Source organism: Streptomyces sp. NPDC001508 (genome assembly GCF_040298665.1).
Lineage (GTDB): Bacteria > Actinomycetota > Actinomycetes > Streptomycetales > Streptomycetaceae > Streptomyces.
Genome location: NZ_JBEPAP010000032.1, coordinates 51,832 through 65,435 on the forward strand (window position 1 = coordinate 51,832; position 13,604 = coordinate 65,435).

Sequence of the window (13,604 nt, forward strand, 5' to 3'; positions counted from 1 at the left end):
TTTGCGGCAACAGTACGGATTACTACACCTCGCCACGATCCGGCCGCTCACGGACCGCAGACGGGAGCTCAGTGATACGGATACTGCTCGCCGAGGACATGAACATGGTCCGCGGCGCCCTGGTCGCTCTGCTGAATCTCCAGGACGATCTCGAAGTGGTCTGCGAGGTCGAACGCGGGGACCAGATCGTCGACATGGCGCTCAAGCACCGGCCGGATGTCGCCATCATCGACATCGACCTGCCCGGTGTCGACGGTCTGTCGGCCGCCACCCGGCTGCGGGAACGGCTTCCCCAGTGCCGCACCCTCATCCTGACCAGCCTCGGCCGCCCCGGTACCCTGCGCCGGGCCCTGGAGGCACGGGTCTCCGGCTATCTCCTCAAGGACGCACCGTCCGGCGAACTCGCCCTGGCCGTACGGCGGGTGGCGGCCGGTCACCGTGCCGTGGACCCGGAACTCGCGCTGGCCGCCTGGGGCGAGTTCGAGAGCCCGCTGACCGACCGGGAGACCCAGGTGCTGCGGCTCGCGGCGGAGGGGGCGGAGGCCCGGGAGATCGCCTCCATGCTGCGGTTGTCGGCGGGCACGGTGCGCAACTACCTGACCACCATCGTCAGCAAACTCAACGCGCGCAACCGGGTCGACGCGATCCGCATCGCCCGGGACGCGGACTGGCTCCCTTGACAGCGGCGCCACCCTCATAGCCACAACCCAGCCCACACCCACGGCCCTCGCGGCGCGGCCCGTGGCCGGGGCGGGCGGCAGGCCGCCGACGGTCACCCGGGTGTCACCTCCACCGTGCCGACCGTCGACCGAACACCCACAGCGGTGGCCGCGCCAACGGGCGCCCCGGGGCGGCCGGCAGGCCGCCGACGGTCACCCGCGGGCGCGCCCACCATGCCGACCGCCGACCAGGCACCCACGGCAGCGGCCGAGCCGAGGCCCTTCCGGCACGCCGAACCGGGCCGTCCCCGTGGCCGTGGCCCTGGTCGCGTCCGTGGTCCTCGCGGGGCGTGCCGTGCCCGGGGCGGGCGGCAGGCAGCCGGCGGGCGGGTGCCAGGTCCACCGTGGCGGCCATCGACCGACCGCCCACGGCGGTGGCCGAGCCGACGGGTGCCCCCGGGACGGTGGCAGGCCGTCGGTCGCGTGGGGGTCAGGTCCACCAGCCGGCCGCCGACCAGGCACCCACGGCAGCGGCCGAGCCGACGGGCTTCCGGTGTGTTGGAGCCTGCTCGTGGCGGGTGTCGGGCGTTCCGCGCCGTTCCCGGGTTGATGCGTCGCGGGCGCGGACGTGTTCGGCGTCGCGGAGGCTTTGGCCGGTCGCAAGGGGCGCTCACTAGCGTGCGGCGGCAGGCAGCCAGCTGCGTCGACGGGAAGGAGCGGCCGGTGGCCGTGGAGACGATTGATACCAGTGGCACGAGTGACATGAGCGGCGGCCCCGAGATCAGGGACGGGACCGCCGGGACGGGCCATGAGATCCGCCGCCTGGACCGGGTGATCATCCGGTTCGCGGGGGACTCCGGCGACGGGATGCAGCTCACCGGTGACCGCTTCACCTCGCAGACGGCGTCCTTCGGCAACGACCTGGCGACGCTGCCGAGCTTCCCCGCCGAGATCCGGGCGCCCGCCGGCACCCTGCCGGGCGTGTCCTCCTTCCAGTTGCAGTTCGCCGACCACGACGTCCTCACCCCCGGCGACGCGCCGGACGTGCTGGTGGCGATGAACCCGGCCGCCCTGCGGGCGAACCTCGGCGATCTGCCGCGCGGCGCCGAGATCGTCGTCGACTCCGACGAGTTCACCGGGCGCGCGCTGACCAGAGCCGGCTGGGCCGCCTCCCCGCTGGAGGACGGCTCCCTGGACGCCTACACGCTGCATCCGGTGCCGCTGACCACGCTGACGGTGCAGGCGCTGAAGGGCTTCGGTCTGCCCCGCAAGGAGGCCGAGCGGAGCAAGAACATGTTCGCGCTGGGCCTGCTGTCATGGATGTACCACCGGCCGACCGAGGGCACCGAGGCGTTCCTGCGGCGGAAGTTCGGCGGGAAGCCACGGATCGCCGAGGCGAACGTCGCCGCGTTCCGGGCCGGCTGGAACTTCGGCGAGACCACCGAGGACTTCGCGGTCTCCTACGAGGTGGCGCCCGCCGCCGACGCGTTCCCCGCCGGCACGTACCGCAACATCTCCGGGAACCTGGCGCTGTCCTACGGGCTGATCGCCGCGTCCCGGCAGGCGGACCTGCCGCTGTACCTGGGTTCGTATCCGATTACCCCGGCCTCGGACATCCTGCACGAGCTGTCCCGGCACAAGAACTTCGGCGTACGGACCTTCCAGGCCGAGGACGAGATCGCCGCCGTCGGCGCCGCGCTCGGGGCCGCGTTCGGCGGGGCCCTCGCCGTGACCACCACCTCAGGCCCGGGTGTGGCGCTGAAGTCGGAGACCATCGGGCTCGCGGTGTCCCTTGAACTGCCGCTGCTGGTCGTGGACATCCAGCGCGGCGGGCCCTCCACCGGCCTGCCCACCAAGACGGAACAGGCCGATCTGCTCCAGGCCATGTACGGCCGCAACGGCGAGGCCCCCGTGCCCGTCGTCGCGCCGCGGACCCCCGCCGACTGCTTCGACGCCGCCCTCGACGCCGCCCGGATCGCGCTGACCTACCGCACCCCGGTGCTGCTGCTCTCCGACGGCTACCTCGCGGGCGGCTCCGAGCCGTGGCGCATCCCCGCACTCGACGAACTGCCCGATCTGCGCGTGCGGTTCGCCACCGGACCGAACCACACGCTGGACGACGGCACCGAGGTGTTCCGGCCCTACAAACGCGACCCCGAGACGCTGGCCCGTCCCTGGGCCGTGCCCGGCACACCGGGTCTGGAGCACCGCATCGGCGGCATCGAGAAGCAGGACGGCACGGGGAACATCTCCTACGACCCGGCCAACCACGACCTCATGGTCCGCACCCGCCAGGCCAAGATCGACAACATCGCCGTGCCCGATCTCGCGGTCGACGACCCGCACCGCGCGCGCACGCTCGTCCTCGGCTGGGGTTCCACCTACGGACCCATCACCGCCGCTGTCCGCGGGCTGCGCGCGGCGGGCGAGCCGATCGCCCAGGCCCATCTGCGCCACGTCAACCCGTTCCCCGCCAACCTCGGGGCGGTGCTGGCGCGTTACGACAAGGTCGTCGTCCCCGAGATGAACCTCGGCCAGCTCGCCGCCCTGCTGCGGGCCAGGTACCTGGTCGACGCGGACTCGTACAGCCAGGTCGACGGAACGCCGTTCAGGGTCGAGCGGCTCGTCACCGTTCTCAAGGAGGCCGTCCATGCCCGTTGAGGCCCTGTCGCCGGTGCCGAAGGCGGACGTTCCGCTCTCGGCACGGGACTTCAAGTCCGACCAGGAGGTGCGCTGGTGCCCCGGCTGCGGCGACTACGCGATCCTGGCGGCCGTACAGGGCTTCATGCCCGAACTCGGCCTGGCCCGGGAGAACATCGTCTTCGTCTCCGGCATCGGCTGCTCCTCCCGGTTCCCGTACTACATGAACACCTACGGGATGCACTCGATCCACGGCCGCGCACCCGCGATCGCCACCGGTCTCGCCACCTCGCGCCGCGACCTGTCCGTCTGGGTCGTCACCGGTGACGGCGACGCCCTGTCCATCGGCGGCAACCACCTCATCCACGCGCTGCGCCGCAATGTCGACCTGAAGATCCTCCTCTTCAACAACCGCATCTACGGCCTCACCAAGGGCCAGTACTCCCCCACCTCCGAGGTCGGCAAGATCACCAAATCGACCCCGATGGGCTCGCTCGACGCGCCCTTCAACCCGGTGTCCCTGGCCATCGGCGCCGAGGCGTCCTTCGTGGCCCGCACCGTCGACTCCGACCGCGCCCACCTCACCGAGGTGCTGCGGCAGGCCGCCGCCCACCCCGGCACCGCCCTGGTCGAGATCTACCAGAACTGCAACATCTTCAACGACGGCGCCTTCGACGCCGTCAGGGACCGCCAGCGGGCCGAGGAGGCCGTGATCCGCCTGGAGCACGGCCGGCCGATCCGCTTCGGCGCCGAGCGCGCCCAGGGCGTCGTACGCGACCCGCGCACCGGCGATCTGCGGGTGGTCACGGTCACCCCGGACAACGAGTCACAGGTCCTCGTCCACGACGCCCACGGCACCAACCCCACCGCGGCGTTCGCCCTGTCCCGTCTCGCCGACCCCGACACCCTGCACCGCACACCCATCGGCGTCTTCCGGTCCGTGGCCCGGCCGGTCTACGACGCCCGGATGTCCGAACAACTGGAAACCGCCGTCGAGCGGCACGGCAAGGGCGACCTCGCCGCCCTCCTCGCCGGCAGCGACACCTGGACCGTGGAGAGCCCGTGACGTACGTCATCGCCCAGCCCTGCGTGGACCTCAAGGACATGGCCTGCGTCGAGGAGTGCCCCGTCGACTGCATCTACGAAGGCCCCCGCAAGATGTACATCAACCCCGACGAATGCGTCGACTGCGGCGCCTGCGAGCCCGTCTGCCCGGTCGAGGCGATCTTCTACGAGGACGCCCTGCCCGACGAGTGGTCCGGCTATCTCACCGCCGAACGGGAGGTCTTCACGACGGCCGGAACCGGCGCGTCCGGCGGTGCGAGCGGGGCGGAACCCCTGCCCCGGGACCACCCGGTCGTGGCGCGAGAACCCGTCCGGGCGGACTGAGCCGGCCAGGTCAGGGGGGCCTTGGCCCCAGGGCTTCAGTGCGGCTTCCCCGGTCCTTCAGCGGAGTCGGGCAACGTGCACCCCGTCAAGCGCACGTGCCCAGCAAGCGTTCCGCAGAGCCGCCGGACACCGCCGCAGAGGAATCCCATGGACACCCACACCGCACCGTCCCCCTCCCTCCTCGGAGCGCACCATCTGGTCCACAGGCCGGCCAGCCCCGAGGCCTTTCTGCTGAAGGCGACCGCGCCGGTACGGCAGAACTTCGCGTTCTCTGCAGAACTCTCCGAAGCCCACCCGCTGTTCGGCGACTGCGCGACGCGGTTCCACGATCTGCTGTTCCCCGTGGAGTCGCTGCGCCAGACCATGCTGTTCGCGGCGCGCCGGTACTTCAGAGTGCCGCCCGGCTGGCATCCCGTGGTGGCCTCGGGCGGCGCCGCGATCACCCGTCTGGACGCCTGGCGCCGCGGCGGCCCGCCGGCCGGGATCGCCCTGGAACTCGGCATGACGCCGCTCGACGTCGTGGCCGGCGTGCCGCGCGGCCTGGAGTGCGAGGCCGCCGTGTCCATCGACGGCGAGCGCTGCGGCACCGCCTCGGCCCGGCTGGTCTTCCTCACCGAGGGCGTCTACCGCAGCCACCGCGACCTCGGACGGCGGCAGAGCCAGAACCCCATGGCGGGCTGGGACGAGGACCGGCGGCCCGCGGGCGTGCCGCTGCCCGAGCAGGTGGGGCACCGGGACGTCCGCAACGTCCTGGTCGGGCTGCCCGAGCACACCGGGGCGGCCGGCCACGAGGAACTGGACTTCCCCATCGACGCGAGGGCGGCGGCCGGGCTGCGCCTCGCGGCCGACGCGCCGAACGAGGTGCCGCCGCTGCTGTTCCTCGAGGTGTCCCGTCAGGTGGGCCTGCTCGCCACCGCCGAACTGCGCGGCTTTGTGCCCTCGTACGCCGTGCTGTCCCGTTGGCAGGCGGCGTTCCGGGGTTTCGCCGAGCCGGGACTGCCGTTGCGCTGCACGGTGCGCGAGGGCGCGCGCCGCGCGGACGGGCGGGTGAGCCGGGACTCGGCGGGCCGGCCGGTGGTCGAGTTGCGGCTCTCGTTCCTCCAGGGCAGCCGGGTCGTGGCCCGGATCTCGGCGTCCGTGCTGCAGGACTGCTGAGCCGCGCGATGAGATACCGGGTACTCGGCCCCGTGCACATGACGCCTCGTACGCCGTCCGCGGCCAAGCCGCGCGCGGTCCTCGCCACCCTGCTGGTGCGGCGCGACACGGTGGTCTCCACCCATACGCTGATCGACGAGCTGTGGGGGGCGGAACCACCGCGCACGGCCACCACCACCCTTCAGGTGTATGTGTCCCAGTTGCGCAAGGCCCTGCTGGAGGGCACCGACGGCGCCGGGGCGGACACCGGCACGGCACAGCCCCTGCTGACCCGGCCGCCGGGCTATCTGATGCGGGTCGGCCCGGAGGAACTGGACCTGGCCGTCTTCGAGTCGCTGCGGGCCGAGGGCCGGGCCGCCTACGGCCGGGGCGAGTACGAGGCCGCGTCGCGGGCGCTCGGCCGCGCGCTCGGGCTGTGGACGGGACCCGCGCTGTCGGGCATAGCGCACGGCCCCTCGCTGGAGACCTCCGCGATCCGGCTGAACGAACTGCGCGCGGAGGTGCTGGAACAGCGGATCTCCGCGGATCTGCGGCTCGGGCTGCACCAGGAACTGGTCGGTGAGCTGATGGCCCTGGCCCATGAACACCCGCTGCGCGAGACGCTGCACTGTCATCTGATGGTGGCGCTGTACCGGTCCGGCCGGCAGTCCGACGCCCTCCAGGTCTATCAGCAGGCGCGGCGTTCGCTCGTCGAGGAGCTGGGGGTGGAGCCCGGGCCGGTGCTGAGCAGGCTCCAGGAGCGGATCCTCGCCTCCGATCCGTCGCTGGCCCGGTACGGCGGGCCGGAGCGCCGCCTCGTCGGGGTCGGCGGATCCGGCCACCCCCCGGCCGACACACAGCCCGACACACAGCCCGACACGCAGCGCGACGCGGCGCCCGGCGGACCGGCCGGCGGGTCCGGGGGCGGCGGCCGGGCCGCGGGGCCCACGGTGTGGCTGCCGCCGGCCGTGGCGGACTTCACCGGACGCGAGGACCAACTGGCCGTCGGTGAGCGACTGCTGGCGGACACCGCCGCGGGCCGCAACAGGGTGCTCGTGGTGTCGGGCCGGGCCGGCGCCGGAAAGACGGCACTGGCCGTACGACTGGCCCACGGCGCCGCCGACCGGTTCCCCGACGGGCGGATCCTGGTGACGCTGCGGGACGCCGGCGGGCGGGCCGTGGAACCGAGGACCGCCATGGCCACCCTGCTGCGACGGCTGCGCGGGCCGCGGGCGACGGACGTGGCGGATGACGTGGACACCACTGCGCTGCCGTCGTCCGAGGCGGAACTCGCGGAGCTGCTGCACCGGCGCACCGAGGGCCGCAGGACGCTGGTCGTGCTGGACGACGCCGTCTCGGAGGCACAGGTACGGCCGGTCTTGTCGGCGCTGCCCGACAGCACGGTTGTCCTGACGAGCCGTCAGATGCTCGGCGCGCTGGAGAGCGTGCGACGGCTGAGCCTCGATGTGCTCTCCGCGGCCGAGGCCGAGGCCCTGCTCGCCGCGTGCGGCGGACAGCGGATGCGGGACGACGCCGAGGCGGCGGCGGAGATCGCCCGGCTGTGCGGACGGCTGCCGCTGGCCCTTCGGGTGGCCGCCGCCGGGCTCGCCGCCCGCCCGCACTGGACCGCCGCCGAACTCGCCCGGCGGCTGCGGGACGAGCGGACCCGGCTGGCCGCGCTCGCCCTGGGCGACCTCGATGTGCGCAGCACCCTGCTGACCGCCTACCACGACGTGGACGAGGAGACCCGGCACGCCTTCCGGATGCTCGCGCCGGCCCCGCTGCCCGACTTCGCGCCCTGGGCGGCGACCGCGCTGCTCGGCACCGACCCGGCGCGGGCCGAGCGGCTCACCGAGCGGCTGGTGCAGGCGCATCTGCTGGAGGCACGGCGGCGGCCGGGGCGCCTGGCCCCCGTCCGCTACGGCTTCCACGCGCTGCTGCGCTCGCTGGCCCTCGACGTCCTGGCCGAGGAGTCCCCGCAGCAGGGCCCCGCGGCCGTGGCACGGCTGTGCCGTGCCTATCTGGCGGCGGCCCGGTACGCGGACGCGCAACTGGCGCCCGGCCGGGACCGGCTCACCCACGACGCCGAACCCGTGGCCGGGATCTCGCCCGAGGAGATGGTCGGCCGGGCGCCGCTGCGGTGGTTCCAGGAGGAGTCCGCGGGCCTCGCGGAGGCCGTGCGGCAGGCCCATGCGGCCGGGCTGTGGAGCCTGTGCTGCGCGCTGGCCTCGGCCGCGTCCGGCTACTACGAGGCGGGCGCCCTGTGGGACGAGTGGGAGTCGACGCACGACCTCGCGCTGGACGCGGCCCGCACGGCCGGTGACGTGCACGCGCAGGCGGTGATCCTGCGCTCCCTCGGCGACCTGGCCTGGCAGCGCCACCGGACCGGGCAGGCCGTCGACCGTTACCGGCTCGCCGGGGACCTGTTCACCCGGCACGGTGACCGGGCGGCGGCGGGCCGCTGTCTGTCCGCCGAGGCGGACGCGCTCCTCGCGCGGGGGCAGCTCGCCCGGGCCGGCCGCGGCTACGCACGCGCCCTGTCGGTGAGCCGGCTGGTCGACGATGTGCGGGGCGCGGCCGAGTCGCTGCGCGGACTGGCCCTGGTGGCGCAGCGCGAGGGCCGCCACGAGGAGGCGCTGGCCCGCCTCGGCGCGTGCGAGGGTGCCGCGCGCCGTGCCGGTGATCATCGCTGGACCGAGTACGCGCGGCGCACGGCCCTGGCGCTGCGCCTGGCACTCGGCTCCGGCCAGTCGGCCGCCGCAGCCTCCCTCCCACTCGAAGTCCGGCCCGGAGTCTGGCTGTTCCCCTCGACACGGCCGCCCCGCCAGGCCGCCTGAAGACCGCCCGCCCGGTGCCACGGGGCTATCCCCGGCGCCGGGCGGACGGCTGCGGTTCCTCCTCGTTCTGCGCCGCCACCAGGGCGTCGACGACGGCCGGGTCGAGTGCCGTGGCCGCCGCCGTGTCCGCCGTACGGCCGAAGCCGGCGTCGCCGACCGCTACGCCCAGCGTGTAGCGGCCGGCGAACGACACGGTGTGGAAGGCCCAGGCGCCGACCGTGCCGGGGGTGCCGTCGGGGCGCAGCAGATCCGTGGGCGCCCGGTCCGGGCTGAAGCCGAAGTCGGTGAAGCGGAACAGCATGCCGAGACCGATGGCCTTGCTGTACGCCTCCTTCAGGGTCCACAGCCGCAGCAGGGCGGGGTTGCGCTCCGCGACCGGCAGGGCCTCGATCCGCTCCGTCTCGTACGGGGTGCACATGTGCCGGCCGATGCCGGAGCCGTACAGGACGCGGTCGCTGCGCTCGGCGTCGACGCCGATGGCGCCGTCGGTGGCGAGGCCGACCAGCAGCAGGTCATCGGTGTGGCTGAGGCTGATGTGCAGGCCGTCGTAGCCGCGCAGGCAGGGGCGTCCGGTGAGGCCGTAGCCGAGTTCCACGGACTGGGGCCGCACGCCGAGCGCCGCCGCGGCGGCGAACTTCAGCAGGACGCGGGAGGCGGCGAACCGGGTACGGACCTTCGGGTGCGTCAGTTCCCGGTAGCGCTCCCAGTCGTGGCCGAGGAGCGCGCGCAGCCGCCGCGCGCCCGCACCTTCCGGTCGCCAGTCGTCCTGGCGGGCGCCGAGCACCACGGCACCGTGCCGCTCCAGGTCAGCGCGTACTCTGTTCCAGCCCGCCGAGGGGCCGAGGATCGCGGTCGGCTCCGCGAGGGTCCGGCCCGGAATCCGCCGCCCAGGTGCCGTCATCGAAGGTCTCCATGGTGTGGTGGAGATCGGACAGCACGTCGGCCGCGGTCGCGCCGTCGATCACCCGGTGGTCGAAGGTGAGTCCGAGCCGCATCATCGGCGCGGGCACCACTACGCCGTCGCGGACCACCGCACGGTCCACGATGCGGCCGGCGCAGAGGGTCACGGCGGTGCCGCCGGCCGAGTGGAAGCCGTCGACGGTCCGGTGGCCGAGCGAGCTGACCGAGACGGTGCCGAACACGCCGGCCCGCCGGCGCGGGTCGCGCAGCGCCGCGGCGAAGGCGGCCCTGCCGAGCGGGACCGGCAGCCGGCCCAGCATCCGTACGCCCTTGAACTCGGGGAGTTCGGCGGCCTGTTCGCCCCGGTAGCGGTCGATGCGCTGCTGGATCTCGCGCAGGTTCGCCGCCTCCAGGCCGGGAACGAGCGCCGACAGGACGGTGCGCTCGCCCTCGACGGGCCGGTCCAGGGCGACCTTGGCGGTGACGCCGTCGAAGCGGACGATCCTCGGGCGGCGCAGCAGTGCGGGCCAGCCGGGGGCCATGACGGCGTTGGCGTCCGGGTGCCGGTCGAGGACCCGTCCGGCCGCGTACAGCAGATAGCTGACGACCGAGTAGCGCCGGCCGCCTTCCCGGGCGGCGGCGCGGTGCGCCTGGACGCGGGTCATGTCGACGTCGGTGTCCAGGTGCACGGGCCGCTGGGCCGCCGCCCACTCCAGGAAGTACAGGGTGTGGCGGCGGCGCCGTACGGCGGTGGCGGTGCTGCTCACCCGCCCACCGCCAGTTCGTGGATCTCCTTGAGGCTGCGGGCCTCCAGGACCCTGCCGACCGGCACCTTGCGGCCGACGGCGGCCTCCAGGGCGGTGACGAGCTTGAGGAGGTACAGCGAGTCCCAGTCGGGCAGTTCGTCGAAGTCGGCGGCCACCTGCGCGGCGGTGAGCGGCATACCGATCTCGTCGTTGACGAGCCGGACGTAGTCGTCGAGGGTGAAGCCGCCCGTGGCGGGCGCGGGGGCGGTGCCGTCGGTGCTCACATCTTCTCCAGTGCGAAGCCGGCCTTGATCCACTTGCTGGACTCGACGGCGACCGCGAGGGCCCGCTCGCCGCCGGACATCCGCTCCAGCAACTTCTCGATCTGCAGGAAGGGCAGGGCGTTTCCGTTGTTGCCGGTGTCCGCGACGCATGAGACGTCCTTCGCGGCCGGCACGTCCAGTTCCTCGGTGATGCGACGGGTCATCCGGCCGGACAACTGGGGCGGCAGCAGATAGTCGAGCTGGTCGGCGTCCCAGTCGAGCTCGCCGAGCATCTCCCAGAGGATCTCGACGGCCATGACGGGCACCGACTCCTCGATGGCCTTGTAGTCCTCGGTGAGGGCCTGCCGGTCGTCGTAGCGGTCGGCGAGTCCGAACCACTCGATGATCTGCCCGGGTGCGCGGCCCAGACCGGTGAACCGGTTGAGGACGTGGCGCAGCGCGACGCCCTGTCCGCGCGGCTCGTCGGTGAGGACGGCCGCGCCCGCGCCGTCGCCGAACAGCACGTAGTTGACGAGGTCGCCGGGGGCGGCGCCGGACACGTCGCGGCCCAGGTCGAGGTGTTTGCTGCACACGTCGCCGCCGATGACGAGGCCGGTGCGGTACTGGCCGGAGGCGATCATCGCCTGGGCGACGCCGAGGGCCTGTACGGCGCCGGCGCAGCCGGACTGGAGCTGGAAGGTGGGCACCTGGTCCAGGCCGAGCTGGTCGGCGACGTGGTTGACGGTGGCGGGCATCAGGGTGTCGGGGGTGGCCGTGCCGAGCACGATGAACTCGATCTCGGACGGGTCGGTGCCGGGCTGGGCCAGTGCCCGCTCGGCGGCCTGCGCGCACAGGTCGGCGAGCGACCAGCGCACCACTCCGGTACCGAGGTCCCGCGCGAAGTACCGCGTCCTGGTGCCGATGAAGACCTCGATCCACTCCTCGTTGATGCCGAGCACCTTGGCCAGGGTGGCGTTGTCCACCGGGTCTCCGGGCAGTGCGGTGCCGATGGCGGCGAGATGGCTTGTCGCAGTCGTCGGGGTGGTCATGCCGTTCTCTCCTCTTCCCTGAGCGCCTGGTTCTCCGCTTGTCCGAGCGCCTGGTTCTCCGCGCCGTCGCCGTGGTGCCCGGGACGGGCCGGGATCGCGCCGAGTTCGCGCAGGAAGGCGACGAGGTCGCCGACGGAGGAGAGCCGGGGCAGCAGGTCCTGGACCGTCAGGGTGCCGATGCCGGCGAGCCGGGTCTCCAGCCGGTTCTTCAGTTCCATGATCATGACGGAGTCGAAGCCCAGGTCCTCGTAGAGCCGGTCGTGGGGGCCGATCTCGGTGCCGGCATAGCCGCCGACCAGCCGCACGGCGTCGAGGACGGCGTCCGCGACCGGGTCCGCCGGGCCTGCGGGCCGGTCCGTTGCGCGGACGGGGGCGGGGGCGGTCTCCGGGTCCCAGTGCGGTACGAGGTCCGGGGCCGCCCGCCCGGCCGCCGTTTCCGCGCTCCGCACCAAATGCCTCGCCCAGTAGCGGGTCCGGGTGGAGAAGGCGTACGGCGGCAGGGGGTGCGCGATCCGTTCCCGCGCCGGGTACGCGGCGTCCCAGTGCGGTTCGACGCCACCGCGGTACAGCTCGGCAAGGGCCTCGGCGAGGTCCCGGCCGGCGGAGTCGGGGCCGCGCACCGGCAGCACCTGGGCCGGGTCGGCGCCCGTGGCGGGCCGGTCGAGACGGCGCACCATCCCGGAGAGCACCGGCTGGGGGCCGATCTCCACCAGGTGGGTCGGATCGGCGGCGAGCAGCGCGTCGGCCGCGTCGCCGAACAGCACGGTGGCGCCGATGTGTTCGACCCAGTACGGGGCGTCCATCGCCTCGCCGTCGAGCACCCGGCCGCGTACGGTCGAGTACACCGGGATCTCGGGCACCGTGCCGCCGACCTCGGCGGCGATCTGTGCGAAGCGGTCCAGTACGGGCCGCATCAGCGGCGAGTGGAAGGCGTGCGAGACCTGGAGTCTGCGGGCGGTGAGCCCCTTGGCGGCGATCTCGGCGCCGACGCGTTCCAGTGCCGCCAGGTCGCCGGAGAGCACCGTGGCGGTGGGGCCGTTGACCGCGGCGACGCCGACGAGAGGTTCCGCCTCGATCCACTCCGCCAGGTCGGCACGGGCCGCCCGGACGGCCAGCATGCCGCCGCCCGCGGGGAGTTCCTGCATCAGGGCGCCGCGGGCGGCGACCAGCCGGGCGGCGCCGTCCAGCGGCAGCGCCCGGGCGAGGACGGCGGCGGCGAACTCGCCGACGCTGTGCCCGAGGAGCATGCCGGGGCGCACGCCGAGTTCCGTCAGGGTCCGGCCGAGGGCGTAGCCGACCGCGAACAGTGCGGGCTGGGTCCACCGGGTGCTGTGCACCGCCTCGTCGCCGGCGAGGACCAGATCGCGCACGGACCGCCCGGTGTGCGGCAGCAGCGCGGTGTCGGCCTCGTCGAGGAAGTGCCGGTACAGCGGTGACTGCGCGTGCAGTGCGGCGGTCATCCGCGGGTACTGCGAGCCCTGGCCGGTGAACAGGAACGCGATACGGGGCCGGCCGGCCGGACCGCCGCACAGCCGGGCGAGCAGCTCGGGGTCGGCCGCCGACTCGCGCAGGCGGGCCACGAGTTCAGCGGTGTCGGTGGCGGCGGTCGCGAAGCGGTGCCGGTGGCCGGTCTTGACCCGGTTGCTCGACCTGGCCAGCGGGCCGAGCGGCACCCGGCGGGCCGCGGCCGCGTCCGCCTGGACCAGCAGGTTGCGGCGCAGCGCTTCGGCGTTCGGCGCGGTGAGGGTGAAGACGGCGGCCCCGATACCACCGGGAGCGCCACCGCCCGCGGGTTCGACACGGCCGCGCTCCGCGGGTGCGGGACGGGCACCCTCCGCGGGTTCGCGACGGGCGCCGTCCGCGAGTTCGACACGGGCACCGTCCACAGGTTCGGGACGGGCACCCTCCGCGGGTTCGCGACGGGCGCCGTCCGCGAGTTCGACACGGGCACCGTCCACAGGTTCGGGACGGGCACCCTCCGCGGGTG

General features: G+C 73.9%; 11 protein-coding genes. 6 read left to right on the plus strand and 5 right to left on the minus strand.

Features of this window, described 5'->3' with window-relative positions; translation table 11 throughout:
• Positions 1 to 71 precede the first annotated feature (71 nt).
• From ABT245_RS26220 to ABT245_RS26245, 6 genes are all read left to right on the plus strand, one after another.
• Complete coding sequence (locus tag ABT245_RS26220; protein ID WP_351737581.1) at positions 72 to 680, plus strand: response regulator transcription factor; 609 nt, start codon at positions 72 to 74, stop codon at positions 678 to 680.
• A gap of 741 nt (positions 681 to 1,421) precedes the next feature.
• Entirely contained in the window at positions 1,422 to 3,320 is a 1,899-nt protein-coding gene (locus ABT245_RS26225) for a 2-oxoacid:acceptor oxidoreductase subunit alpha (protein WP_502982194.1), read from the plus strand.
• Positions 3,310 to 4,365, plus strand: coding sequence for a 2-oxoacid:ferredoxin oxidoreductase subunit beta (locus ABT245_RS26230; RefSeq protein ID WP_351737583.1), 1,056 nt, complete (start codon positions 3,310 to 3,312; stop codon positions 4,363 to 4,365). Before ABT245_RS26225 ends, ABT245_RS26230 begins: the two co-directional genes overlap by 11 nt.
• A complete protein-coding gene (gene fdxA, locus ABT245_RS26235; RefSeq protein ID WP_351737585.1) occupies positions 4,362 to 4,688 on the plus strand; it encodes a ferredoxin in 327 nt (108 codons plus the stop codon). Before ABT245_RS26230 ends, fdxA begins: the two co-directional genes overlap by 4 nt.
• Before the next feature lie 147 nt (positions 4,689 to 4,835).
• Positions 4,836 to 5,843, plus strand: coding sequence for an AfsA-related hotdog domain-containing protein (locus ABT245_RS26240; RefSeq protein ID WP_351737587.1), 1,008 nt, complete (start codon positions 4,836 to 4,838; stop codon positions 5,841 to 5,843).
• Between the two features lie 8 nt (positions 5,844 to 5,851).
• Positions 5,852 to 8,659, plus strand: coding sequence for an AfsR/SARP family transcriptional regulator (locus ABT245_RS26245; protein WP_351737589.1), 2,808 nt, complete (start codon positions 5,852 to 5,854; stop codon positions 8,657 to 8,659).
• 25 nt (positions 8,660 to 8,684) lie between these two features.
• On the opposite strand, the gene ABT245_RS26250 is transcribed toward ABT245_RS26245, so the two are convergent.
• The 5 genes from ABT245_RS26250 to ABT245_RS26270 all read right to left on the minus strand — a co-directional run.
• A complete protein-coding gene (locus ABT245_RS26250) occupies positions 8,685 to 9,560 on the minus strand; it encodes a 4'-phosphopantetheinyl transferase family protein (protein WP_351737591.1) in 876 nt (291 codons plus the stop codon).
• Complete coding sequence (locus ABT245_RS26255) at positions 9,466 to 10,326, minus strand: 2-oxo acid dehydrogenase subunit E2 (RefSeq protein WP_351737593.1); 861 nt, start codon at positions 10,324 to 10,326, stop codon at positions 9,466 to 9,468. Before ABT245_RS26255 ends, ABT245_RS26250 begins: the two co-directional genes overlap by 95 nt.
• Positions 10,323 to 10,589: an acyl carrier protein gene (locus ABT245_RS26260; protein WP_351737595.1), complete on the minus strand. Its 267-nt coding sequence runs from the start codon at positions 10,587 to 10,589 to the stop codon at positions 10,323 to 10,325. Before ABT245_RS26260 ends, ABT245_RS26255 begins: the two co-directional genes overlap by 4 nt.
• Positions 10,586 to 11,617: a 3-oxoacyl-ACP synthase III family protein gene (locus ABT245_RS26265; RefSeq protein WP_351737597.1), complete on the minus strand. Its 1,032-nt coding sequence runs from the start codon at positions 11,615 to 11,617 to the stop codon at positions 10,586 to 10,588. The genes ABT245_RS26260 and ABT245_RS26265 overlap by 4 nt, the downstream gene beginning before the upstream one ends.
• Positions 11,614 to 13,604: acyltransferase domain-containing protein (locus tag ABT245_RS26270; RefSeq protein ID WP_351737599.1), on the minus strand; the 1,991-nt coding region annotated here is incomplete at its 5' end. The genes ABT245_RS26265 and ABT245_RS26270, both read right to left, overlap by 4 nt.